Genomic DNA, 23562 nt, shown 5'->3' with positions numbered 1-23562 from the left:
CGATAGAATATCAGCTAGCTGATGATCGAAAGCGACAGGAACGCAGAAAAAACCTCCCGGAAACAATCGGAGGCTCGTAGGACCCTCAAGCTGCTGAAGCGGCTGACATTGGGTTTCCGCGCGCGGCTGGACGAAGATCTGCGGCCGCTGGGGATCACGCTGGCACAGATCCGGGTGCTGCACGCCATCAAGTCCGAGGCCACAGCCAGCGGCGCTCAGGTGGCGCGGGAGTGCAGCATTACTCCGCAGACCGCACATGGCCTGATTTTGCGTGCAGAGAAGAATGGCTGGATCGTCCGTCAGCAGGATGCCACCAACGAACGCAGGCGCATTGCCAGCCTCACGGCAGCCGGTGAAAAGTTGCTCCAGGAGACCGATGTGGTTGTACAGAAGATCGAGATGGACCTGTGGGAAGGCGTAAAACGCTCAGACCTGAAAGCCATGAACGACCTGCTGGAGATGGCCGCCGAGCGGCTGTAGCACTCAATACTCCCGATAACCTGGGTGCCCATATATGCGCCGCGGGGTCCCCGACGAACTTCGTTCGTTGGGGTGCAAGCATATGTGGGTGTATCGAGCGCGAGCTCGATCTGCCTTCAACTCCATAGAATCGAGAATCAGGAAGCAGGAGCAGGAAAGACTGAAGAGCGGTTCGAGCTTCGCTCGAATGTCCCACATATGCTTCGCATATATGGGGCACCCGTCCTTAGCTCGGTTAGAGTCTCCGGGGTCCACCTCATTTACCCTAGTGTCATATGGCGACCGAGACAGCGACCCCGAGCGTTTCCCTTGCGGATGTGCGAGCCGCCCGCGAGCGGATGCGCGGCAGTGTCTACGAATCTCCGTGTTCCCGTTCGGAGAGGCTGTCCAAAACCACCGGACTCGAGATCTATCTCAAGCTCGAAAACCTGCAGATGACCGGCAGCTTCAAAGAGCGCGGCGCTCTGAACAAGATCGCCACACTCACACCGGAGCAGGCCAGCCGCGGCGTCATTGCCGCCAGCGCAGGCAATCACGCGCAAGGAGTCGCCTATCACGCCACCAAGCGCGGCATTCCCGCCACCATCGTCATGCCGGTGCAGACCCCTCTGGTGAAAGTCACCGCGACTCGCAACTTCGGCGCCGAAGTTGTACTGCATGGTGCCAACTACGACGAAGCCTATGCGGAGGCCAAGCGGCTGTGTGAGCTGAAGGGCATGACCTTTGTGCATCCGTTTGACGATCCCGCTGTTATCGCCGGACAGGGTGTCATCGGCCTGGAGATGCTGGACCAGGTCCCTGGTCTGGAAGCAGTCGTCATCCCGATCGGCGGCGGAGGACTGACCAGCGGCATTGCCGTTGCGTTGAAAGAGACCAACCCGAAGATCCAGGTCGTCGGTGTGCAAACAGCCCGGCTGGCCAGCATGAAGGCAGCCGTGGAAGCGGGCCATCATGTAACGCTCGATGCCGCCACGACGATCGCTGACGGCATCGCCGTACGCCGCGCCGGCGACGTCACCCTGCCGATCGCGGAACAGTATGTCGATCGCATCGTCACCGTAGAAGAAGACGAGATCGCATCCGCCATCCTGGTTCTACTTGAACGAGAGAAGACCCTGGCTGAAGGCGCAGGCGCGACTGCCCTCGCCGCCGTGATGCAGCATAAGACCGGTCTTCCGCCCGGCACCAGGACTGCAGTTCTGGTCAGTGGCGGCAATATCGACGTCACCCTGCTCTCGCGCATCATCGAACGCGGTCTGGTCAAGGATGGCCGTCTGATCCGCTTGCGCATTCATCTGCTGGACAAACCCGGCGCACTCGCCGAGCTCACCGAGCTGATCGCGGCCCACCGCATCAACATCGTGGACACCCTCTACAACCGGGCTTACTACGATGTGAACCTTGGCGACACTGCCATCGACATCACCATGGAAGCCCGCGGGCCGGAGCATGTGGCGGAGCTGCTGGCAGCGCTGACCGAGCGGGGTTTCCGTCACCAGCGCGTCCAGTAACGCTGGGCGTCTCGTCGAGCTCCCGGCGCCGCCAAGCAGGAGTTTGATGACAGGTCCCAGTAACCTGGCCGGCAAACCATTGTGTTATTGCCGGTCCTAATCCGTCCCCATAAACTTTGTTCAACATTACAAATGTTCGTTCATACTGTGGTGCCTTCGGAAGAGACACCCGTGCGTGCATGTTTGAAAACGTGCATACTTTCTATTTGCCGCGTTATTTGCGGTACCAGGCATCTTTATTGTGGAGAAAAGTACGATGGCTCCAAACCTGCAATATGCAACCGAAGAAGAGATCAGCACTGGACCTACACCTCAGCGGCTTGCACTTGAATGCGGCATTGTCGCTGCCCTGTGTTTTCTTGCTCTGAAGTTTGGCGGCTTCCATAAGGGAGGCAATCCCCTTGGCGAAGTCGTAGAGATCAACTTAGTCTCCGCTCTTGTCGTCTCTGTCGTGGTTACCCTGCTTTTTCTGGCCGCACGCGTGTGGCGCATGCAGGGCAAAGAGGAAAGCGCGCCAGAGGAATAGATTCAAGTTCGCTTCAACAGGAAAGGGCCTCCGTTTGGGAGGCCCTTTCCTGTTTCTTTACCGCTTTGGATTAGTCCTTGTCCGCCTCAACGTCGATGGTGATCTTCACCAGGTCGCTGACAACGGCATCCGGGAACTTGCCGCCGAAATTGAAGTCAGAACGCTTGATGCTGCCGGTTGCCGAGAAGCCGGTCACCAGCTTGCCTTGCTGATTCTTCTGCGGGGGCGTCGGTCCATCCACCGTCAGGGTCACAGGCTTAGTTACACCGTTCAGTGTCAGATCACCGGTCACCAGGAAGCCTTCACCAGAGCGCTTCACCTCCGTCGACTTGAAGGTCAGCGTCGGATACTTCTCCACGTCGAAGAAGTCAGCTGACTTCAGGTGGTCGTTACGCTTCTGTACGCGGGTGTCGAGACCCTTGGTCTCAACCACAGCGGTCACGGTCGACTTGGTGGGATCCTTCTCATCCCAGGTCACGGTGCCGTTCACGGCGCCAAGCGAGCCGCGGACATTGGACACCGAGAGGTGCTTCACCTGGAAGCCGGCCTCCGAGTGGTTCGGGTCGATCTTCCATGTCGAGGTCTGAGCAAATGCCTGCGATCCAACCAGAAGCAGGCCTCCAAGAAGTGATGCAACGAACGTACGAGTGACTTTCATTTGTGTCTCCAAAAGATCCTGGTTGGGGAGCGCCCCAGGCGCTCGGGTTAATGTTGATGGTGGCAGGAAGCGCACGGACTGCGACTGGTCCGCGCGACCATATCGGCTCAGGCTACGAGCTCAAAAACCAGCACCTCGCTGTTGCCTGTGCTTCCCGACTGCAAATGAATCTTTGATTCCTGCCGCAGAGCAGCGGCATCACCTGCTTGAAGGGACGTTCCATTCACCTGAACGTCACCCTTTACCACGTGCACCCATGCCGACCGCCCCTCGGTGAGTTCATAGTCCAGTTCCTTACCCGGCTCCAGTTCCGCCACGGCAACCGCCGCGTCCTGGTTGATAGTCGCCGCGCCGGCGACCCGCGTCGAGGAGGCGAGCACGCGGAAACGGTTCTTCTTCTCCGCCGGATCGAAGGCCAGTTGTTCATAGCTGGGCTTCTCGCCGCGCGTACGCGGCTCGATCCAGATCTGGAAGAGGTGTACCGGCTCTGTATTCGATCCGTTGAATTCGCTGTGTACGACACCCGACCCCGCGGACATACGCTGGATCTCATTGGGCCCAAGCTCTTCCGTATGACCCATGCTGTCCTTATGCGCCAGCTTGCCGGAGATGACGTAGGTCAGAATCTCCATATCGCGGTGCGGGTGCGAGCCGAAGCCACGGCCGGCAGCGACCACATCCTCATTGATCACCCGCAGCGGACCGAAGCCCATATGGCGGGCGTCATAGTAGTTGGCGAACGAAAACGTATGGTACGTATCCAGCCAGCCATGGTTGGCGTGTCCACGCTCTTTGCTCTTGCGTACGGTAATCATGCTTTTTCCCCTTCCTGCCGCTGGGACTTTGCCTTGTTACTGGCGGCGGCGGTCTGGCCCAGCTTCTTCAGGCCGTCATGCAGCGCCTGGCGGTCAGCGGCCGAAAGCGGTCGCATCATCTCCTCCAGATCGCGGCTGTGCGCCGAGAAGGTGCAGCGGATGAGCTTCTCTCCCTCGTCCGTCAACTCGACGACCCGCACCCGCCGGTCGGTCGCGTGAAACCCGCGGCGAACCAAGTTGCGGCGCTCCAGCCGGTCAATTGCGGCCGTCGTGGAGGCGTTCGCAAGCCTTGCCTTTTCAGCAATCTGCGTCATCGAGAGAGGGCCTTTGTGCAGCAGCATCTCCAGCACAATGAAGTCACTCAGCCCCAGGCCCGTACCGACGATCGAATCTTCGGCAAAGGTCCGGACAGCGTCGTAGGCCTTCATCATTACCAACCAGAGGCGGGTTGCCGAGAGTGCTTTCTGCTCGCTCATGCCTGTCCTGCTCCTTTCTACTACATCAGATGTTTCGATATCGAAATAGATTCAACGAGAGTTCTGTTATGGATTTCCAACTCTCGTAAGAGATCTGTGGCATCCTTGCCCACCCTAGCTCCGCGAGAGTGGGGCACCCGACAGGGGAAATTTCTCCCACTTGGGTGCCCCACCCTCACAACGTTAGGGTGGGCGGGGAATACCCCAATCTTGCAACCGGCCTACGCCGTCTGTCCGGAAGCAATCTGGACACAGTTCTTTCCGGAGCGTTTGGCCTGGTAAAGCGCCTGATCCGCGCGCGAGATGAGAGCCTCGAGCGACTCCTCTTCTCCCATCGAGGTCGCCAGACCGATGCTGGTCGTCGTGTAAAAGACGATTCCAGCGTATTCGATGGGAGCTGACTCCACCATCTGGCGAAGCCGCTCTGCCATTTGGAAGGCCTGGGCCTCGTCGGTCTCCGGCAGCAGAAGGATGAACTCCTCGCCTCCGTAACGGCTCAGGATGTCCGAGGTACGGATAGAGGAGGCAAACATCGTGGCGATGGCGCGCAGCGTAGCATCGCCGGCACTATGGCCCATGGTGTCGTTGGTCTGCTTGAAGTTATCGAGATCGGCCAGCAACAGGCTATAGCCGCGGCCTGACCTGAGGGAGCGCGAGACCTCCAAAGAAGCACGATCAAAGAAACCGCGGCGGTTCAGTGTTCCGGTCAGCTCATCATGGAGGGCGATCCGCGCCAGCCGCTCATTGACGCGTATCAACTCCTGACGGCTCGACTCCAGCTCACTGGTTCGCGTGGCGATCACGGCCTCCAGCTCCCGCTGGCGGCGCGCCATATAGGCAAGCCGAATGCGGACCAGCAACAGTACGACACCAATCGTCAGCAGGATCAGCAGAATCTGGAACCACAGGGTCTCTGTCACACCATTGCGAATGTGAATAGGAAAGCTGATCTCCTGCGATGGTCCCGCGCCGTTGCGGCTGACGGCACGGATATGGAAGACATACTGACCTCCAGGGAGGTTGGTGTAGGTCGCGGAACGGCGGCTGGCGCTTGGCACGCTCCAGCCATCGTCGAAGCCTTCCAGTTGATAGGAGTAGAGCGTGTCGTCGGGGGAGGTGTAATCCAGCAGGGCGAAGTTCACCTCAAAACCGCGATGGGACGGAAAGCTCAGTTGCCCTGCTCCTGCCTGGCGGGCCAGCAGCACCGGCGACTGTGCCATTCCCTGCACCGTCACCTCGGTCGCTACCAGCGGCGCAGCAAAGGTCCACGGGTGCAGCTTCTGCGGCCGGACGATGACCACCGAGGAGTTCCCCGGAAAGAGAACGGTTCCATCATCCAGCATGGCGGAGCTGAACAGGTTCTGCGCCGTCGCCTGCAATCCATCCGGAACTCCGTACCGCCGGACGGCAAAGCTCTTCGGGTCCACGGCTGCGAGTCCCCGGGGTGTATTGATCCACATCGTTCCATCAAGTCCGCGACGGATGACGAGGATGATGTCATCGGGCAGGCCATTATGGTCGTGATCGATCGTACGGAATCGTGCCGTTCCATCCGGCTTCAACTCTTCCATCACCTGAATGCCTGAGCCGATGGAACCGATCCAGATCCGGCCCTGGGCATCTTCCGCAATCGGCTGGATATTGTCGGTCGCAATCGAAGCCGGGTTGTTCTTGTCATGACGTACATGACGGAAGCCTTCGGTCGCGGGATCGAAGAGATCCAGCCCCAGCCGAGTTGTCACCCACAACCGTCCGTGAGAATCCTTCACCATGTCGCGGACATAGTCGTCTGAGATGCTGGCGGCATTATTCTGATCGTGAGCGAAGACCTTGAGTTGCCGGGTCCGGCGGTTATAGCGCGCCAGACCGTTGTAGCTTCCCGCCCACAGATCGTCGCCGTCGACCAGCACCGTGTTCACAATCTGCTTGCGAAGGAAGGCATCTTCAATAGGACGATAGGTCCGCGTTGCGACATCGATCAGGTACAGGCCGATGCCTCCGGCAACCACAGTCTTCTCGTCCACCGGCTTCATCGCCAGCACCTCGCGATGGGAGATCTGGTCTCCGTTCACTCCCGGTGCGGGCTTAATGCGATGGATGCTTCCATCCCGGTCAATCTCTGCAAACCCGCCTTGGTCGAAGCCAACCCATACCCGGCCATACCCGGCACAGACGCTTCGCACCTCCGAGCCAAAGAGACGGTCCGGCCTCAGTGGCGAGCTGCGAATGTTGAAAATGCCGCGCCCATTCACCGTGATGGAAGAAAGGCCACTGTCGGTCCCAAGCCACACCACCCCGGAGCGGTCACGCAGCATACCGCGAATGAAGTCATTGCTCAGCGGCGCCGATGCGGTTGGATCTTTAGCCCAGTGCAGCGTTTGCCCTGTCGTCGTATCGACCGAGAACAAACCGGCTCCATAGGTCGCAAACCACAGCTGGCCGGGCTGCATCTCCAGAAAGACACGTACTGTATGAGGCCCGATCAACGATCCCTCTCCGGCAAGCCCGGGATATCCGTGTATCGTCCCGGACCTTTGGTCAACCGTCCCTATCCCGGTAGTGTCTGTTCCTACCCAGATTTCTCCGACATGGTCTTGGAAGATCGACCAGACTGCTGGCCTCAGTCCCAGCTTGTCGTCGCCGGCGAAGAACTCAAACTCTTTGGCGCCCTTCGCCAACATGTAGAGTCCGGTACCGGATCCAACCCAAAGATCGTGATCCTTATCCTGCAGCAACGCGAAGATGCCGCCGGATGGCGTTCTCCCGGTAACCGGCTTGCCCGTAAGTCCACCGTAGAGATCGAACTCACCGGTCTTGTCGTGATAGTGGGCGAATCCGTTCTGTGTCCCAATCCAGACACCGCCCTCTCCATCGTCGGCCATACAGAAGACACGCGCCTTTCGCAACACTGCGGGGGTTTTTACCGGAGTGACAAAGCTGTCCGTCGCCGGCTGATAGATGACAAGACCGGCGCTTCCTGTGCCGACATAAAGCCCGCCATCGGCCCGCGACAACAACACCCGCACATTGTTATCCGGCAGAGAGCCCGGATCATGAGCGTCGTGCGTGTAGTTGTACATCTGGTAGCCGTCGAACCGGGAGAGCCCGCCGAAGCTCGCGATCCAGACATAGCCGGTGGTGTCCTGCGCGAAACCATAAACGGAGTCATGGGGCAGACCCTGTTTCATGGTCATCACATCAAAGTTCATCTCGGAGATAGCCTGGAGCTTATCCCCATCCAACCCGGAGGCCGGACCACCCTGTGCGCCGGCGTTCCCTCCACAATAAAAAAGCCCGGCCAGCGCCAGGAACCATAGCGCCGGACGGAGAATCCACTGCTCCGCTTTCACCCAAGACCGCCGCGTCACGACTCCTCGTCCAAAGGGAAAAATATCATGCCCCGAGGTATCTTCCCCAGGCTTTTTGTCACAGCGGACTATGCTGATGCATATGGAACTCTCTGCCATGGAAGCGCGCGTACTCGGGGCGTTGATCGAGAAAGAGATCAACACCCCGGAGTACTATCCCCTGTCTCTGAATGCATTGATTGCCGCGTGTAACCAGAAATCATCGCGCGAACCTGTCATGGAGCTCAGTGAAGAAGAGGTGCGTGCCGCACTTCGCCATCTGGAAGACATCAATTACACCTCCACGGTGCACGACAGCCGCGTGCTGAAGTTTGAACACCGCGTCCGCACGGTGCTGAACCTGCGTCGCGACGAGACCGCTGTTTTGTGTCTACTGCTGCTGCGCGGGCCCCAGACTCCGGGAGAGCTGCGTACACGCGCTGACCGCATGTACACCTTCGATGACCCGGCGGCTGTACAAAGCACGCTGACACGCATGATGGAACGAGAGACGCCTCTCGTTGCCCTGCTGCCCCGCCAGCCGGGAGCAAGGGAGGCCCGTTACGCACATCTGCTGTGTGGGATGCCAGAGATCAGTGAAGCGGCTGCTCCTGCCAAAACATCTTCACCCAGCCGCATAGAAGAGCTGGAAGCCCGCATCGCCGCTCTCGAAGCCCGCCTCGCCGAGCTCGAGACGAAACAGAGCTAGGCATGTCGACCTCTTCGGGCACGCCCATACTCTCGCGAGCTCTTGAATCAACCGGATTCGAGCTCCGCTCGAACATCCCACCCATTGCTTTGCAATGGATGGGGCACCCAGACCCGAGGCTGCCCATGCCTTAACGCTTTAACTTTTAACTCTTCCGACTCCACTTCTCAGAATCTCCGCAAACCCTTTAACAATGGCTCGATGTTCTCCCTCGCGATACGCCAACTCCAGGTCGCTGCGTACTTTAACTCCCCGCAGACGTACGCACACCACATCGTTCAGCACGATCTTCTCGACACACGCGGGCGCCACCGTAACCCCAAGCCCTGCCCCAACCAGCCTCAGCAGCGTCAGCCATTGCGGAGCCTCCTGCACAATCTGCGGCCGAAAGCCATGCTCCTCAAAGATGGACATCGGCTTTTCGTACGCCCGTGTTCCGGCTGAAACAGCATGAAAGACAAATGGCTCATCACGCAGCGCCGCAGCTGAGATACTGCTGCTGGCGGCAAGCGGATGCCGCTTCGGAAGCACGGCAACATAAGGCTCGCTGAGCAATGGCTCTACATGCAGACCATTGGCGGGACCACCATCGCGCAGAATGCCTACGTCAACCTCTCCGTTCATGAGAGAGCGCATCACCGATGACGTATAGCTCTCGAAGAGCTGAAGCTGCACTTTAGGAAACCGGCGGCGATAGGTACCAAAAGTCCGAGGCACAACCGTCAGCATGGCGGAGCTGATAAAACCCACACGCAGCAGGCCCTGTTCGCCACGGCCGATACTGCGGGCCTCCTGCATGTCATCCTGCACGTTGCTTAGCGTGCGGCGAGCTCGTTCCAGAAAAGCCTCGCCGGCAGCGGTCAGACGCACGGCTCGGGATGTTCGTAGAAAGAGCTGGCAACCGAGGATCTCTTCCAGCTTGCGAATCTGTTGTGAGAGCGGTGGCTGGGCGAGATGAAGGCGTCGCGCAGCGCGTCCGAAGTGGAGCTCGTCCGCGACGGCAACGAAGTAGCGCAGATGACGCAGCTCGATATCCATATCTTTAACATCCTAATGTGGATAAACAGGATATTGGACATATCGCCCGGAGGACGAAAGACTCAGACGTACTGGAGGTGACCCATGCAGGGCGCTTTGCTGCTGGCCGATCTCCCCGTCGAAAGCGGGCGAGTAACCATCCGTACCTTCCAACCTGGAGACGAAGCTGCCTTCCGCTCTCTGAACGAGAACTGGATCAGCAAACACTTCACGATGGAAGAACACGACTACGAGACGCTGGACGATCCACACACGCACATCCTGAAACCAGGCGGACAGATTCTATGCGTGGAAGAGGATGGGGCGGTCTTCGGCTGCGTAGCTCTTATACCTATGCAGGAGGCGCGCACCTACGAGCTGGCAAAGATGGCGATCGATGACTGCTGGCAGGGACGCGGCATGGGGCGCAGACTGCTCACCGCAACCGTGGGATATGCGCGCGATGTGCTGAAAGCAAAGAAGCTCTTTCTCGAGAGCAACGCGAAGCTGGAGAACGCTGTGCATCTGTATGAAGCGGTTGGCTTCCGCCATCTTCCCCCGGAACGCGTGAAGACATCACCCTATGCGCGCGCGGACGTGCACATGGAGCTCGTCTTCTAATCAGAATTTGGCAGGAATGACACAAGGTGACCGGCATCCCGGTGAACTTGTTCGCCGGGGTTGAGAGTAGAGGGGAATGACTGCTCCTCTACTCGAACCTTCCTGAGGGGCTTCAGCGCAAAGCTGGAGCCCTATTTTTGTATTCGAGCGCAGCGCGAATCAGGTGGGAGCAGCGGGCTTCAGCCCGATGACTGATGACCCCAAAAAGAGCTGGGCTTTAGCCCTGGGCCTTCTCCTATCAGACAGTAGAGACCCAGGGCTAAAAGCCCAGCTCTCTGCAGCTGTTTAACCGTGGCCTGAAGGCCACGGCTCCCACCTTACTCATCCAGCTTGAACGTCTTGATCTTCACCAGCTTGGCAACCGTCAGATCTTTCAATCCTCTCGCCTTCATCTTTTCGATAAATGCCTTATCGATATGGAAGACACACATCTCGATCAATTCCCTGTCATTGGGATTCAACCCCATCGACTTGATCTCGCGGATACGCTCGGGTGTGACACCCACAGCCTTCATCTCCGTCAGCTTGTTAGCACGAAGCTCGGGATAGCCCTCGGCCGCAATGGCGCGGATGTACTCAGGATCGACGTGCAAGGCGCGCAGGCCCATCAGGTGGTTGGCAGTAAGATCCTTAACGCCGGTAGCCTGCATCTGCTTGATCCACGCGATCGATACATCCAGCATGGCAAAGCCTTCCAGGCGCTTGTCGGGGATCTCCCCTTCCAGACCAAGGGAGCGCACCTGGCGCGCATAATCCATGTTGGGAGTGAAGGAGTAGCGGCCCGTCAACATGCCATCATGCACGACACCGTTGCACCGCATCTCTCCGGCATCCGCATGCAATCGCGCATCCACCTGCGTACCTTCCTTCGTCAGCAGATCACGTGTGATCCCCCAACGTTCCCAGCCCATGTTCGAGTTCGAAGTACCGCAGCCGCCGTCGCCATCGCAATCGGTCCGGTTGATTAGCAGGGAAACCTGCTCGGGATGCTTCTCTGAAGGTGAAAGCATGCACACACCAGTCCGTGTTTGGGCGTGCGCCGCCGTCAGCCCCAGAACGAGGAGCGTGAATGTAAGCGTCTTCATGGTTTCTCCTTAGAGTTTTCCCTATTCGTGGGTATCCCAGAAAAAGGGCGTACTGGGGCATTTTCATTGAGGAACGCCCATAGATGTAGAAGCTCTGGACTACTCCGTCAGGGAAAACTCCCTTAGTCTTCCAACAGGCCGCTGATCTTCAGCTTCACCAGCTTGTCCAGCGAGGTGTTATTGAAGCCGTGCGACTTGGCCTTGGCAATAAAGGCGTCATCGATATGGAAGGTTGCGGCCTCGCGAATCGTCTTCATATCCGCGTTGGGGAAGGTTTGTTTCACCCAGCGCGTGTACTCCGGCGTCACGCCCTGGGCTTTGAGTGAGACCAGTTGGTGCGCATCCAGATCGGTGAAACCTGCCGCAGCCATGCTCTTCGCATACTCCGGCGTTACTCCGACGGACTTGATACTGACCAGGTCATGCAGGTTCTGCACCGGAATCCCCGAGCTCTTCAGGCCTGCTGCGTACTCAGGAGTAATCCCCATGGACTTCAAACTGACGAGGTCATGCACTGAAGGCGAGCCATAACCCATGCCGGCGATCTGCTTGGCATAATCGCCGGTAATGCCCAGACTCTTCTCCGATATCACGTCGTGCAGCGATGCAGGGGCAATACCGGAGTTCTTCAGCTCAGCCACATACTCCGGTGTGACGCCCATCGACTTCAGGGCAACCAGGTCATGCAGATTCGGTGTGCCGATTCCAAGTTGAGAGATGGACTTTGCGTACTCCGGTGTCACACCCACGGATTTCATGCCGACCAGATCGTGCAGCGTGGGTTTGCCATAACCGGCCTCAGCCACTAACTTTGCGTACTCCGGCGTCACGCCAACCGACTTCATGCTTACCAGATCATGCAGCGAAGGAGTGCCGTAGCCGGCTTCCGCCATCTTCTTGGCGTAATCCGGCGTGACTCCAACCGAGCGCATCGCAATGATCTGATCGAGGTCCTTATCCAGATCCAGGGGATAGCCCGCATCCTTCATCTGCTGCAGGTATGCAGCGCCACTGCCTTTGGCGGCATCCTGAAACATGGCCCTACGAGACGCGGAGATGACCGGAGCCACATTCGCTGCAACCGCGACATTGACGGCCGGAGCCACTGCAACCTGAATCGAAGAGTTAACTTGCGGAGCGATGTTGGTCATTGCTTCGGGTTCCGGGTTCGCCAACGGCGTTGCTGCCGGCTCAGGTTGTGGCTGCGCCAGTGGTGCGGGGCGCTGCTGCTCAACAGCCACGGGAGCCAGGGCTGGTGCGGGCGCAGCCTGCGGAGCCGCGATGTTTTCGGCCATCAGCGGAGCTGGAATTGGCACGATCTTCGCATGCTGCTTCAATCCCTGCGCCATCTTCGGCGCCAGCATGAGTCCTACAACTACCGCCCCGGCTACTGCAGCCTGTACGCCACTCTTCATTCCTGTCTCCATCTGTCGACCCTCTCCTAAAATCTGTTTCACCCTGCCGAGCAGCGGCGTGTGTCCGTTATTGAGCGCCACGGCCAGCCGCAGCCGCTCCGTACGCTGTTCTTCCAGGCGCAGCAACGCCTGCGCGTAAACCACCGGATCGGCACAGGTCTGCGCCGCTACGGCATCGCAGCATACCTCGCGCAGATCGCGCGCGCGGCGGTTGATCCACCACACCGCCGGATGGAAGAAGAGCAGGCTCTCGATCGCCGTCTGCAGCAGGTTTGCAGCGTAGTCCCACCGGCGGATATGCGCCAATTCATGCGCCAGTACCGACTCAAGCTCCTCCGGCTCAAGCTGAGTCAGAATGCTCGCCGGCAGAATCACTGCCGTACGCCACACGCCCATTGCCAGCGGCGACAGCACCTCATCGGAGAAACGCAGGGCGACGTTCCGCCCGGTGCGAAGCTGCCGGTTGATACGCTGGAACATACGCTCCAGCTCCGCCGGGACCACCCCGATGGCACGCCGCCGAACCCGCTCCAACTGCCACCATCCACCCGCGGCACGCAATGCGAGCAGCAGCACACCACCGATCCAGATGCCATCGACCCAAGGCAGGATGCGATCGGCATTCCAGGCGATCCACAGCTCGCTCTCCTGTACGACCGGTGCAGCGACTGGAATCTCTTTCACAATCGCTTCGTGAAACGCTCCAAGCTGCGACGCGGCCACAGTCTGTCCGTCGTGCGAGATGTGCACCACCAGCCGTGACTGGTCGACATAGGTTGCGATGGCGGCCAGCGGCATCAGCAGCGTCGCAACAAGTGCAATCAGATAACGCGTATTTGCTCCAGCCTTATGCGTCAGGCGGTCGGCAATGCTGTAGAACATTGCAATTGCTGTTCCCTGCCAGCAGAAGTGCAGCAGAGTCCAGCCCAACGCCACCATGGTTCCGTTGTCGATCAATCTCATCGGTCGCCCTCCTGCCGTTGCTCTGCGCTACTTTTTACGGCGCTTCAGAAGTTTGCGAATCTCATCCAGCTCTTCTTCACTGGCCTGTTCCATCTCCAGTGCGTGCAGTGCGAGCTGAGCTGCGCTTCCGGCGAAGAAGCGCTCGCTCAGCTCCCGCATAAAACGGCGCTGCGCATCCTCCCGCTTAATCGCTGCGCGATAGACGTGAGCGCGCTCGCTCTCGTCCCGTGTGACCAGACCCTTCTCGGTCATGATCTGCATCAGCTTCAGCACGCCAGTGTAGACCACAGGACGCTGTGCGTTCACGGCCTCAAAGATGTCGCGGACCGTAGCCTGACCACGATCCCAGAGAATCGTCAGCAATTCAAGCTCGCCTTCGGTCGGTTTGGGTGTCTCCCTGTTCTTCATCATGGGAGGAACGTTATACGAACTCGTTCGTATATGTCAACGAAAAACTTCGTACGAAATTTCTGCACGAGAAATGGTGCAGTCCAAGGATATCCATGCACCGGGTGCCCCAGGTCCCTCGGGGACCTGGGTATTCGAGCGAAGCTCGAAGCGTCTTTCGGGCGTGGGAGAACACGGTTATTTCACCCATGCCTTAACGCTTTAACTTTCACCTTTTAACTTTTAACGAGGCTGTTTCCTAGTCGACCCGCGTAATCAAACACTTCAAATACCGCGTCTCCGGCAGCGTCAACACCTCCGGATGATCCGGAGCCGCGGCCCGCGTCTCCAGCAGCCGTACCCTCCGTTTTGCGTCAGCAGAAGCTGCCGCGACCGTAGCTACAAAGTCCTCCAGATGGACATGGTGCGAGCACGAACATGTCACCAGCACTCCACCAGGTTTCAACATCCGCAGTGCCCGCAGATTCAGCTCCTTGTAACCGCGCATCGCTCCCTCGGCCGCACGCCGCGTCTTCGCAAACGCCGGCGGATCGAGCACGATAGTGTCAAAACGCTCGTTCCCGGCATCGTACTCGCGCAACAGCGCAAAGGCGTCCCCTTCGATCCATTCGACAGGCTTCTTTATCTGCGATGCATTCAACTCCAGATTGCGGTCGGCAACCTCCAGAGCTGCGCGGCTTTGATCCACAGCCGTCACCTCATCGCACACCCGCGCCAGATGCAAGGCAAACCCGCCCTGATAGGTACAGACGTCCAGCGCGCGGCCGCGCGCATAGCTTGCCGCTGCCGCATAGTTCAAACGCTGATCGAGAAAGGCCCCGGTCTTCTGCCCGGCATTTGCATCGTAGTGAAACTTCAGTCCATTCAGATCAAACACTGTCGCCAGCTTCGCTTCGCCGCGGCTGAAGATCGCCTCTGCCGGAGCCGGCGCGAGTTTCTCCAGCTCACGCACGCGCGGATCAGGGCGCTCAACGAGCGTCTCAATACCCTCGACCTCACGCAACACTTCCACCACAGCATCACGCACATCCGCCTGTGCCGTTCCCTGCGTCAGCAATTGCAACACCGCAAGATCGTTGTAGCGGTCGAGCACAATGCCGGGCAGCTCATCTGCCTCACTGAAGATCAACCGGCAAGCAGCCTGGTTCCCGCGGCGCTCAATCGAGGCACGCACACGTTCACGCACCAGCACTAGGTATCCGGCGCGGTCCAGTGCCGGATCGGTAGAGACCATGCGCAACGCAATCTGCGAGGCAGCACTGTAGATGGCCGATCCGAGCGGGATACCGCGATTATCGGCCACGGCGACCACAGCACCGGGCGCGATGCCCTCAGGCACAGACTGTAGATCAGAGCTGTAGACCCACACGTGGCCTTCGCGAATGCGATCGGCGGCGCGGCGGGAGATAGCGATAAACGACTGCTGCTTCACTCCTTAATCGTCGCACACAGGCATGGAGCTCCCTGCGGGTGCAATGTAGGGCTTCCGCGTCTGTAGGCATTTCCGCAATGAATACGCCGCTTCACGCCCGTTGCGGGATACCCGGCAACAGGGAAACACTCTAAAATCAAGCCCAGCACCTATGGCGCAGGACAAAACGATCTACACCTCCCTCACCGGCTTCGGTTTGCTGAACAGCCCGCTGTTGAACAAAGGCACCGCTTTTACTGAGGCCGAGCGTGACGAGTTCTTTCTTCATGGCCTTTTGCCGCCTCAAATCGGGACCCTGGACCAGCAGGTCGAGCGCCGCATCAAAGCCTTTCGTGCCTTGGGCAGCAACCTCGAGAAGTACGTCTTCATGCGCGACCTGCAGGACCATAGCGAAACCATCTTCTACGCTCTGGTCTCTCGCCATATCGAGGAGATGCTTCCCATCGTCTATACCCCGACCGTAGGCGAGGGTTGCCAGCGCTTTTCGGAGCACTATCACACGCCGCGCGGGGTCTATCTCAGCTATCCCAACAAGCATCGCATCGCCCAGATCCTCTCTCACCCGCGCTACGATCACATCCGTTGCATCGTCGTCTCCGATGGTGAGCGCATCCTCGGCCTGGGAGACCAGGGAGCGGGCGGCATGGGCATCCCTATCGGTAAGCTGGCGCTTTACACCGCACTCGCCGGCATCCATCCCATGTGGTGTCTGCCTGTCTTTCTCGACGTGGGTACCGATAACCAGGACCGCCTCGATAACCCGCTTTACATCGGATGGAAGAACCGTCGCATTCGCGGGAAGGAGTACGACGAATTCGTCGAAGAGTTTGTACGTGCCGTGCGGCGCCGCTGGCCGCATGTTCTGCTGCAGTGGGAAGACTTTGCCGGAGCCAACGCCAGTCGTCTGCTCGAGCGCTATCGCACCACGGTCTGCAGCTTCAACGACGATATCCAGGGCACCGCGGCTGTTTCCACGGCCACCATCCTTGCCAGCTCCTCGCTCACCGGCATTCCATTGCGCGATCAGCGAGTCGCCATCTTCGGCTTCGGCTCCGCAGGCACCGGTATTGCACAACTGCTGGCGAAGGCCATGCAGGATCAGGGTCTCTCGCAAGCCGAGGCACGCAGCCGCTTCTTCCCGGTCGATATCGGCGGCCTCGTCCTGGAAGACACACCCAGCCTGCGTGATGACCAGAAGGTCTTCGCACAATCGCGCTCCGCTCTCGCCGGCTGGCAGCTCAACGATTCCGGCTTTATCAGCCTGGAAGATGTCGTCCGCAATGCGAAGCCCACGGTTTTGATCGGCGTCTCGGGCCAGTTCGGCGCGTTCAACGAGACCATCGTGCGTGAGATGGCGAGGCATGTCGCGCGGCCCGCGATCTTTCCGCTCTCGAACCCGACCTCACGCGCGGAAGCCACGCCTCTCGACCTGCTGCATTGGACGGAGGGACGCGCCATCATCGGCACCGGCAGCCCATGGGGCACGGTGGAGTACAACGGAGGCCCGTATCGCGTTGCGCAGACCAACAACTCGTACATCTTCCCCGGCCTCGCGCTTGGCATCATCATGTCGCGCGCCAAACAAGTGAGCGACGGCATGATCATGGCCTCTGCGAAAGCATTGGCCTCCGTAACTCCCTCCTGCAGCGATCAGAGTGCTTGCCTGCTGCCCGAGATGAGCCGCATCCGTGAGGTCTCTACCACCATCGCCCATGCTGTCGGTATGCAGGCCAGCCAGGAAGGTCTGGCAGCCGTCAAAGGCGATGCCTTCGAGAAAGCGCTGCGCGAACAGGTCTGGGAACCCCTCTATGTGCCTTACCGGAGGCGCAAATAGCCGCCTGGGATGCCATCGTCGTCGGCGCCGGAGCCGCCGGTATGATGGCGGCCATCGAAGCCGGAAAACGGGGGCGACGTGTACTTGTACTCGACCACTCGCAACGCATCGGCCGCAAGATTCTGATCTCCGGCGGCGGGCGCTGCAACTTCACCAACATCGGCGCACGTGCGGAGAACTATCTCTCGGCGAACCCACACTTCGCCAAATCTGTCCTTGCGCGTTATACACCGCGTGACTTCATCGCGCTGGTAGAGAAGCATCGCATCGCTTATCACGAGAAGACGCTGGGTCAGCTCTTCTGCGATGGCTCCGCACAGCAGATCGTTACCTTGCTGGAACGCGAAGCCGCAGATGCCGGAGTCACCATACAGGCCGATACGGCGGTGCGGGAGGTACAGCACAGCGATTCCTTTACGCTGCGTACCAACCGGGGAGAGTTCCACGCATCCGCCTTGGTCATCGCCACCGGTGGCCTTTCCATTCCGAAGATCGGCGCCACCGGCTTCGGCTACGACATTGCTCGTCAGTTCGGCCTACGTGTGCGCGATCTCCGTCCCGGCCTTGTACCGCTGGTCTTCAACCCGGACGATACGAAGCGTTGGTGCGATCTTACCGGCCTCTCCACCGAAGTAATCGCCTATGCCGGCAAACGCAGCTTCCGCGAGAAGCTATTGATCACGCATCGCGGCATCAGCGGGCCGGCAGTGTTACAGATCAGTTCATACTGGCAACCTGGCGGTGTGTTGCGCTTCGACATTGCCCCAGGCAAGAAAGTATTCAATGCATTGCAGGCCTCGCCAAGCGGACGCGATGTTACTGCACTGCGTCAGGCACTCTATGCCGCTCTTCCACAGCGCTTGGCAGATCGGTGGATAACAACGCATCCGCAGCAGAAGTGGAGCAACGCCGCTCTGGAAGCAAGTGAGCAGGCACTGCATCAGTGGGAGATTGTGCCCGCCGGCACTGAAGGCTACGAGAAGGCCGAAGTCACAGCAGGGGGTATCGACACCGACGATCTCGATGCAAAGACCATGCAGGCACGCAACGTGCGCGGCCTGTTCTTCGTGGGTGAGGTTGTTGATGTGACAGGCTGGCTCGGCGGCTATAACTTCCAATGGGCCTGGGCCTCAGGCGCAGCGGCAGGACATGCTTTGTAAATTCGATCTCAAAAGCAGATTCTCTGCTTCGCTGCGAAATGACAAGTCAAGCTTCGCTGCATCGCCGAGGGTGTCAACCACTCTCAGCGAATCATAGTCTTCATGGGAGCCGTCCATCATCTCCAGCTTTGCGGTTAACAACGATGAAGTCCCGCCACAAATCTCTCGATTCATCGCAAATAATTGCCTCGCTTGAAGAGGAGCCTCGTGCTTGTTCTAGCCGAAGCCTGGCTGCTTGTGTAACGATGGACGCGCCGAATGAACACCACTTTAACCGCAACTTCCACAGCTACCATCGCACCTGCGAAGAGCCATTACGTCGTCCTTGACGGCCTACGCGGTGTCGCGTCCCTGATGGTCGTGATCTTCCACACCTTCGAGGCGTACGCCGACGGGAATCCGATCAAGCAGATCATCAATCATGGCTATCTGGCGGTCGACTTCTTCTTCCTGCTCTCCGGCTTCGTCATCGCCTATGCCTACGACGATCGCTGGAGCCGCATGTCCAAGTGCGAGTTCTATAAGCGGCGCCTGATCCGGTTGCAGCCGATGGTTGTGATGGGTAGCCTGATCGGCGCTGCGCTCTTCTACTTCCAGAAAGGCAGCATGTTTCCACTCGTGGCCGCAACGCCGGTCTCCAAGATGCTGCTCGTCATGCTGCTTGGCTGCACGCTGCTACCGTTGCCGGTGTCTTTGGATATTCGCGGCTGGAGTGAGATGCACCCGCTCGATGGTCCGGCATGGTCACTCTTCTTCGAGTACATCGCAAACATCTTGTATGCGGTCGGTCTTCGCAGGCTTTCGAATCGAGTTCTGTGGGTGTTGGTATTGCTCGCTGGAATCTTTCTTGGGCAGCTCGCAATCTTCGGACCGCGCGGCGATCTGATCGGAGGTTGGTCCATCAATGCCGCACAGCTTCACATCGGCTTCGCGCGTCTACTATTTCCATTCCTGGCCGGCATGCTGCTGATGCGAATCGGCAAGCGCATTCATACTCGCGCTCCCTTCGGTATCTGCACGCTGCTTCTGGTAGCGGCGCTTGCCTTACCGCGATTCGGCGGAGCACAACATCTCTGGATCAACGGGATCTATGACCTCCTGTGCGTCATCGTCCTGTTCCCCATCATCGTCGCGATTGGGGCCGGAGAAAAGCGCGTCGATGGCACCTCCATCCGCATCGCCCGCTTTTTCGGGGATCTCTCCTACCCGCTCTACATCACGCACTATCCGTTGATCTACATCTACACCGCATGGGTGGTGCAGGAGAGAATCCCGCCCGCCCGTGGTGCAATTTGGGGCGTAGTGCTCTTGATCGCTGCGGTCTCCATCGCGTACGCCTGCTTAAAGTTCTATGATGAACCGGCCCGCCGTTGGCTTAGCCGCCGTTTCCTCGCAAAGGCTTGAACCGGTATTGCTCTCATGCTTACGCCATGACACCATCATGAATCATGAAACGCTCTCTTTGGTGGGCTGCCTGTTGTGCACTGACGTTCACCTCGGTGCTGGCACAATCGCCTGTCTTCAAGATCACGCCTCTGCATCCAGTCGAGGAATTACGCAAGGAGGCATTGGCGGCCCAACCTCCCCACGAGGAAGGCGCCTTCCTGCAGCCGGACCTTGCCGAATTAGTTAGGCTCGACCCGACAATCAAGCTCGACATTCGCTATGCCACCGCGAATAACTTTCTGGGCACACCCGTTTACACGCAGGCGCGCGCCTTCCTTCAGAAACCCGCTGCGGAGGCCTTAGTGCGGGCAAACCAGGAGTTGCGACCGCTTGGTTATGGCCTCATCATCCACGATGCCTACCGCCCCTGGTACATCACCCGCATCTTCTGGGACGCCACGCCGGATAACCTGAAGATCTTTGTCGCCGATCCCAAAGCCGGCTCAAAGCATAATCGCGGCTGCGCCGTCGACCTCTCGCTCTACGATCTCAAGACCGGAACCGAGGTCGCCATGCCCAGCGGCTATGACGAGATGACCCAACGCGCCTATGCCAACTACACCGGAGGAACCGAGGAGGAACGCGACCGGCGAAGCATCCTACGGAACGCCATGGAGAAGCAGGGATTCCAGGTGAATCCGACGGAATGGTGGCACTTCGATTACAAGGACTGGAAGCAATATCCAATCCTGAATCGCCCATTCGAAAGCCTCGATAACTAGTGTGTCGTATCTAAGTTCGCGCCATAAATCATGAAGAGCCTTGCCATCCGAGGCGTTGAAAAAGCAGGTCCTTCGCTTCACCACCCCAGCCAGCAAAGCTGGCTGGGGACCCCGTTCGCTCAGGATGACAACATTTATGGCAAGAACTCCTCAGACAGCAACCTGGGCGTGTCGAGAAATTCGATTTTCCCTGAAATCTATAGAGCCGGGTGCCCCACCCTAACGGAGTTAGGAATACCTCAAATTCCAAACTAGGCACAAATCGAATTTGTGGATACGCCTGGGTGCCTACCGTATCGTAGTTTATATCCCTATTCCGCTCGCAACGCCTCAACCGGACTTACGCGGGTAGCACTCCATCCCGGCGCCAGAGCTGCTGCCAATGCTGTCATCAAGAGCAGCACAGAGACTGCTATCAGGCTCACCGAGTCTGTTGGCCGCACACCCACCAGCATGCTCTCTACCAGCCGCGCCGACACCACACTCAGCACACCACCCAGCACAATGCCGATAGACGCCATGCGGGATGCATGCTTCAACACCGACCATAAGATCGTTCCGCGTTCAGCACCGAATGCCATTCTGACGCCGAACTCAAACCGTCGCTGCGCTACGGAGTAGGCCACGGTGCCATAGATCCCCAGCATTGCCAGAAGCAGTCCTACGCCCGCAAAGGTACTAAGCAATACTGCCCGAAAGGTCTCCGTCGCCATCGACTGATCCAGCATGGAGTCCATCGTCGTGTAACGACGAGCAATCAATGGATTCGCCTGTGCGATCTTTGCGTCCACGGCATTCATCAGCGACAGTGGCTTCACACCGGTTCGCAGCACGATATGAATCGTGTTCGCACGCGACGGATGCTGTGTCAGCGGCATATAGAGTGCCGGTCCTGGACGCTCTGCCGGGGACTCTTGCCTGACGTCTCCCACCACTCCAACCACGGTCATCCACTTGTCGGAGTCCAGTCCGCAGCGGATCTGTTTACCGATGGGATCGGCATCTCCAAAGCTCTGCTTTGCGATGGCTTCGCTGATCACTGCAACCATGCCACTCTCATGCGTATCCTCCTGCCTGAACTCCCGACCTCGTTTGAGAGAAACTCCCATCGCGTCGAAGTATCCCGGACTCACCACACTAAAGTTCGCCCAGGGCTGATGCTCCTTATCGACCGGCAATCCCCCGGTGGTTTCGTAGTATCCATTCGACCCATAAGCCCCCGTAGGCAAGCCCATGACTCCTGCCACTCGCTGCACTCCCGGTAATTGACGCAACTCTCCGAAGAGCTGTTCAAACATGGCGGCGGCTCGTAGGTGATCCTGTTCGCTTTTTGCCGGAGCGTCCGCATCCACAACCAGTATCTGGCGGGTTTCATATCCCATGTCACGTGCATTGAGAGTCATCACCGTCCGCAGCAGCAGGCTTGCTCCTACTGCCAGCACGAACGTTGCTGCTACTTCTGCCACGACCAGACCATCCCGCAACCGGCCTGCGCTCTTGCGTGTCATTCCTCGTGATGTGTCACACTTCAGCGCCTCGGCGGGATCCACTTTGGCTGCACGCAGCGCAGGCAGCATGGCCGAAGCCAGCGCTGTCCCTGCTGACAGCACCAGGGCGAAGCCCAGCACCCATCCATCCGGTGCAATCTCTGCTGCGCGCGGCAGATCCTTTGGAGCGAGAGCGATCAGCACTCTCAACGCCGGAAACGTCAATGCCACACCCGCCGCGCCACCCATCAATGCCACCAGAAGACTTTCCAGGAAGACGGGTCGCATCACACGCCACCGCGAAGAGCCAAGGGCGCGACGTATGGCCAACTCTCTCTGCCGTTCCATTCCTCGCACAAGCTCCAGGTGCATCACGTTGACACATGCGATCAGCAGGATCAATCCCGCAGCGCCCCACAGAAAGATCAGTGTCGTCTTCGCATCGCCGGTCAACGCCTCCTTCAGCGGAAGCACCGTCAGCACCTTCCCCTTGTTCTCTTTCGGGTAGGCCGCTTCCAACTGTTTGCTGATCCCCTGCAGCTCTGCCTGCACCTGGCGCAGTCCGGTTCCTTCGTGCAGCAGCGCCACAGCCCTGTAATTGAAGGCGGTCCGCGACTTTGACTCTGGATTCAGTGACGATGCCACCCAAACCTGTGTTCCGTTTGGGTAATCAAATCCGGCAGGAAGAACTCCCACAATCTCTGCCGGCTCGCCCTCTACGCGCAGAATCTTACCCACCGCCCTCTGCACCGTGCCGAAGTTGTCAGCGGCGAAACGCTCGCTCACCATTGCGGAACGCTTTGCCTCACTATCGCCATACACCCGCCCTGCCACCGGCTTCAGGCCGAAGACCCGGCTGAACTCCGCATCGGCCATCGTCACCATCGCAAACGCTGCATGGTCCGCCAGCTGCACTCCGAGATTGCCACCACTGTACAGGCTCACGGCTTCCAGGCTCTTTGCCTGTTCCCGAATGTCTGCGCCGTCCGGCCCCGTGACCCGTGGAATGGCTCTCCCCGACTGGCTGCGGTACGTCTTCAACAGTGCCAGCCGATCTGCATTGTTATAGGGAAGCGGTGTAAGCAGTACCCGCTCCACCACAGTGAAGATTGCCGTGTTCGCTCCGATGCCAAGCGCGAGAGTTAGCACAGCCGTTGCGGTAAACGCGGGATGTTTCCAAAGCTGACGCAACGCGAACCGGAGATCATCGATCAGTATCTTCACGCTGTTCTCCCATCCGTATTCGCTCACTCGTTCCCGTGCGACCGCCATATCTCCAGCCTGCTGTCGCGCAGCGCGTCGCGCCTCTTCGCGTGATAGCCCGCGCTCTCGCCACTCTGCCTCGGCATCTTCGAAAAACTGTGCGACCTCATCGGCCACGTCTCGCTCGCGGCGTCCCCGCTGCAACAGCGCTCGCACTCCATACATGATCTGCCGCAGCAATGACATG

General features: G+C 58.9%; 19 protein-coding genes. 9 read left to right on the top strand and 10 right to left on the bottom strand.

Annotated elements, in window-relative coordinates:
- Positions 1-21: 21 nt before the first annotated feature.
- From OHL21_RS01910 to OHL21_RS01900, 3 genes are all read left to right on the top strand, one after another.
- Positions 22-480 (top strand): MarR family winged helix-turn-helix transcriptional regulator, encoded by a 459-nt coding sequence (locus tag OHL21_RS01910; RefSeq protein WP_263415559.1) that lies wholly within the window; start codon positions 22-24, stop codon positions 478-480.
- Positions 481-755: 275 nt separating this feature from the next.
- On the top strand, positions 756-1991 hold the full coding sequence (locus OHL21_RS01905) for a threonine ammonia-lyase (RefSeq protein WP_263415558.1): 1236 nt from the start codon (positions 756-758) through the stop codon (positions 1989-1991).
- Between the two features lie 256 nt (positions 1992-2247).
- Positions 2248-2517: a hypothetical protein gene (locus OHL21_RS01900; protein WP_263415557.1), complete on the top strand. Its 270-nt coding sequence runs from the start codon at positions 2248-2250 to the stop codon at positions 2515-2517.
- A gap of 70 nt (positions 2518-2587) precedes the next feature.
- Here the strand turns inward: OHL21_RS01900 and OHL21_RS01895 are convergent, their stop codons facing one another.
- From OHL21_RS01895 to OHL21_RS01880, 4 genes are all read right to left on the bottom strand, one after another.
- Positions 2588-3175, bottom strand: coding sequence for a YceI family protein (locus OHL21_RS01895; protein WP_263415556.1), 588 nt, complete (start codon positions 3173-3175; stop codon positions 2588-2590).
- Between the two features lie 107 nt (positions 3176-3282).
- Entirely contained in the window at positions 3283-3990 is a 708-nt protein-coding gene (locus OHL21_RS01890; protein WP_263415555.1) for a pirin family protein, read from the bottom strand.
- The gene (locus OHL21_RS01885) at positions 3987-4466 is read right to left on the bottom strand and encodes a MarR family winged helix-turn-helix transcriptional regulator (RefSeq protein WP_263415554.1); all 480 of its coding nucleotides are present in this window, start codon (positions 4464-4466) and stop codon (positions 3987-3989) included. Before OHL21_RS01885 ends, OHL21_RS01890 begins: the two co-directional genes overlap by 4 nt.
- 221 nt (positions 4467-4687) lie before the next feature.
- Positions 4688-7834 (bottom strand): ligand-binding sensor domain-containing diguanylate cyclase, encoded by a 3147-nt coding sequence (locus tag OHL21_RS01880; RefSeq protein WP_263415553.1) that lies wholly within the window; start codon positions 7832-7834, stop codon positions 4688-4690.
- A 97-nt stretch (positions 7835-7931) separates the two neighbouring features.
- Between OHL21_RS01880 and OHL21_RS01875 the strand changes: the two genes are divergently transcribed.
- Positions 7932-8522, top strand: coding sequence for a YceH family protein (locus OHL21_RS01875; protein WP_263415552.1), 591 nt, complete (start codon positions 7932-7934; stop codon positions 8520-8522).
- A gap of 138 nt (positions 8523-8660) precedes the next feature.
- On the opposite strand, the gene OHL21_RS01870 is transcribed toward OHL21_RS01875, so the two are convergent.
- The gene (locus tag OHL21_RS01870; RefSeq protein ID WP_263415551.1) at positions 8661-9560 is read right to left on the bottom strand and encodes a LysR substrate-binding domain-containing protein; all 900 of its coding nucleotides are present in this window, start codon (positions 9558-9560) and stop codon (positions 8661-8663) included.
- Positions 9561-9644: 84 nt separating this feature from the next.
- Here OHL21_RS01870 and OHL21_RS01865 point away from each other — a divergent pair, with 84 nt between their 5' ends.
- Positions 9645-10160 (top strand): GNAT family N-acetyltransferase, encoded by a 516-nt coding sequence (locus OHL21_RS01865; RefSeq protein WP_263415550.1) that lies wholly within the window; start codon positions 9645-9647, stop codon positions 10158-10160.
- Between the two features lie 317 nt (positions 10161-10477).
- Here the strand turns inward: OHL21_RS01865 and OHL21_RS01860 are convergent, their stop codons facing one another.
- The 4 genes from OHL21_RS01860 to OHL21_RS01845 all read right to left on the bottom strand — a co-directional run bounded on the left by OHL21_RS01860 (position 10478) and on the right by OHL21_RS01845 (position 15463).
- Positions 10478-11245, bottom strand: coding sequence for a hypothetical protein (locus OHL21_RS01860; RefSeq protein ID WP_263415549.1), 768 nt, complete (start codon positions 11243-11245; stop codon positions 10478-10480).
- A gap of 122 nt (positions 11246-11367) precedes the next feature.
- A complete protein-coding gene (locus tag OHL21_RS01855) occupies positions 11368-13623 on the bottom strand; it encodes a M56 family metallopeptidase (protein ID WP_263415548.1) in 2256 nt (751 codons plus the stop codon).
- 27 nt (positions 13624-13650) lie between these two features.
- The gene (locus OHL21_RS01850) at positions 13651-14034 is read right to left on the bottom strand and encodes a BlaI/MecI/CopY family transcriptional regulator (protein ID WP_263415547.1); all 384 of its coding nucleotides are present in this window, start codon (positions 14032-14034) and stop codon (positions 13651-13653) included.
- 235 nt (positions 14035-14269) lie between these two features.
- Positions 14270-15463, bottom strand: a complete 1194-nt coding sequence (locus OHL21_RS01845; RefSeq protein ID WP_263415546.1) for a class I SAM-dependent rRNA methyltransferase — start codon at positions 15461-15463, stop codon at positions 14270-14272.
- Positions 15464-15614: 151 nt separating this feature from the next.
- Between OHL21_RS01845 and OHL21_RS01840 the strand changes: the two genes are divergently transcribed.
- The 4 genes from OHL21_RS01840 (at position 15615) to OHL21_RS01825 (ending at position 20625) form a co-directional block, all read left to right on the top strand.
- Positions 15615-17297 (top strand): NAD-dependent malic enzyme, encoded by a 1683-nt coding sequence (locus OHL21_RS01840; RefSeq protein WP_263415545.1) that lies wholly within the window; start codon positions 15615-15617, stop codon positions 17295-17297.
- Positions 17258-18457, top strand: a complete 1200-nt coding sequence (locus OHL21_RS01835) for a BaiN/RdsA family NAD(P)/FAD-dependent oxidoreductase (protein WP_317889951.1) — start codon at positions 17258-17260, stop codon at positions 18455-18457. The genes OHL21_RS01840 and OHL21_RS01835 overlap by 40 nt, the downstream gene beginning before the upstream one ends.
- Positions 18458-18715: 258 nt before the next feature.
- Positions 18716-19861, top strand: a complete 1146-nt coding sequence (locus OHL21_RS01830) for an acyltransferase family protein (protein ID WP_263415544.1) — start codon at positions 18716-18718, stop codon at positions 19859-19861.
- Between the two features lie 44 nt (positions 19862-19905).
- Positions 19906-20625, top strand: a complete 720-nt coding sequence (locus tag OHL21_RS01825; protein WP_263415543.1) for a M15 family metallopeptidase — start codon at positions 19906-19908, stop codon at positions 20623-20625.
- Positions 20626-20936: 311 nt separating this feature from the next.
- Here OHL21_RS01825 and OHL21_RS01820 read toward each other — a convergent pair whose 3' ends face one another.
- Positions 20937-23561, bottom strand: coding sequence for an ABC transporter permease (locus OHL21_RS01820; RefSeq protein WP_263415542.1), 2625 nt, complete (start codon positions 23559-23561; stop codon positions 20937-20939).
- Position 23562 lies beyond the last annotated feature (1 nt).

The sequence above is a fragment of the Terriglobus albidus genome (assembly GCF_025685425.1).
Lineage (GTDB): Bacteria > Acidobacteriota > Terriglobia > Terriglobales > Acidobacteriaceae > Terriglobus > Terriglobus albidus.
The sequence above is the reverse complement of the archived record's forward strand: the minus strand, read 5'-3'. Positions and strand labels throughout refer to the sequence as shown.

Excerpts from the sequence above, each read along its gene's own strand:
- OHL21_RS01910 (WP_263415559.1), top strand. The coding sequence starts at position 22 with ATGATCGAAAGCGACAGGAACGCAGAAAAAACCTCCCGGAAACAATCG.
- OHL21_RS01905 (WP_263415558.1), top strand. The coding sequence starts at position 756 with ATGGCGACCGAGACAGCGACCCCGAGCGTTTCCCTTGCGGATGTGCGA.
- OHL21_RS01900 (WP_263415557.1), top strand. The coding sequence starts at position 2,248 with ATGGCTCCAAACCTGCAATATGCAACCGAAGAAGAGATCAGCACTGGA.
- OHL21_RS01895 (WP_263415556.1), bottom strand. The coding sequence starts at position 3,175 with ATGAAAGTCACTCGTACGTTCGTTGCATCACTTCTTGGAGGCCTGCTT.
- OHL21_RS01890 (WP_263415555.1), bottom strand. The coding sequence starts at position 3,990 with ATGATTACCGTACGCAAGAGCAAAGAGCGTGGACACGCCAACCATGGC.
- OHL21_RS01885 (WP_263415554.1), bottom strand. The coding sequence starts at position 4,466 with ATGAGCGAGCAGAAAGCACTCTCGGCAACCCGCCTCTGGTTGGTAATG.
- OHL21_RS01875 (WP_263415552.1), top strand. The coding sequence starts at position 7,932 with ATGGAAGCGCGCGTACTCGGGGCGTTGATCGAGAAAGAGATCAACACC.
- OHL21_RS01870 (WP_263415551.1), bottom strand. The coding sequence starts at position 9,560 with ATGGATATCGAGCTGCGTCATCTGCGCTACTTCGTTGCCGTCGCGGAC.
- OHL21_RS01865 (WP_263415550.1), top strand. The coding sequence starts at position 9,645 with ATGCAGGGCGCTTTGCTGCTGGCCGATCTCCCCGTCGAAAGCGGGCGA.
- OHL21_RS01860 (WP_263415549.1), bottom strand. The coding sequence starts at position 11,245 with ATGAAGACGCTTACATTCACGCTCCTCGTTCTGGGGCTGACGGCGGCG.
- OHL21_RS01855 (WP_263415548.1), bottom strand. The coding sequence starts at position 13,623 with ATGAGATTGATCGACAACGGAACCATGGTGGCGTTGGGCTGGACTCTG.
- OHL21_RS01850 (WP_263415547.1), bottom strand. The coding sequence starts at position 14,034 with ATGATGAAGAACAGGGAGACACCCAAACCGACCGAAGGCGAGCTTGAA.
- OHL21_RS01840 (WP_263415545.1), top strand. The coding sequence starts at position 15,615 with ATGGCGCAGGACAAAACGATCTACACCTCCCTCACCGGCTTCGGTTTG.
- OHL21_RS01830 (WP_263415544.1), top strand. The coding sequence starts at position 18,716 with ATGAACACCACTTTAACCGCAACTTCCACAGCTACCATCGCACCTGCG.
- OHL21_RS01825 (WP_263415543.1), top strand. The coding sequence starts at position 19,906 with ATGAAACGCTCTCTTTGGTGGGCTGCCTGTTGTGCACTGACGTTCACC.
- OHL21_RS01820 (WP_263415542.1), bottom strand. The coding sequence starts at position 23,561 with ATGTCATTGCTGCGGCAGATCATGTATGGAGTGCGAGCGCTGTTGCAG.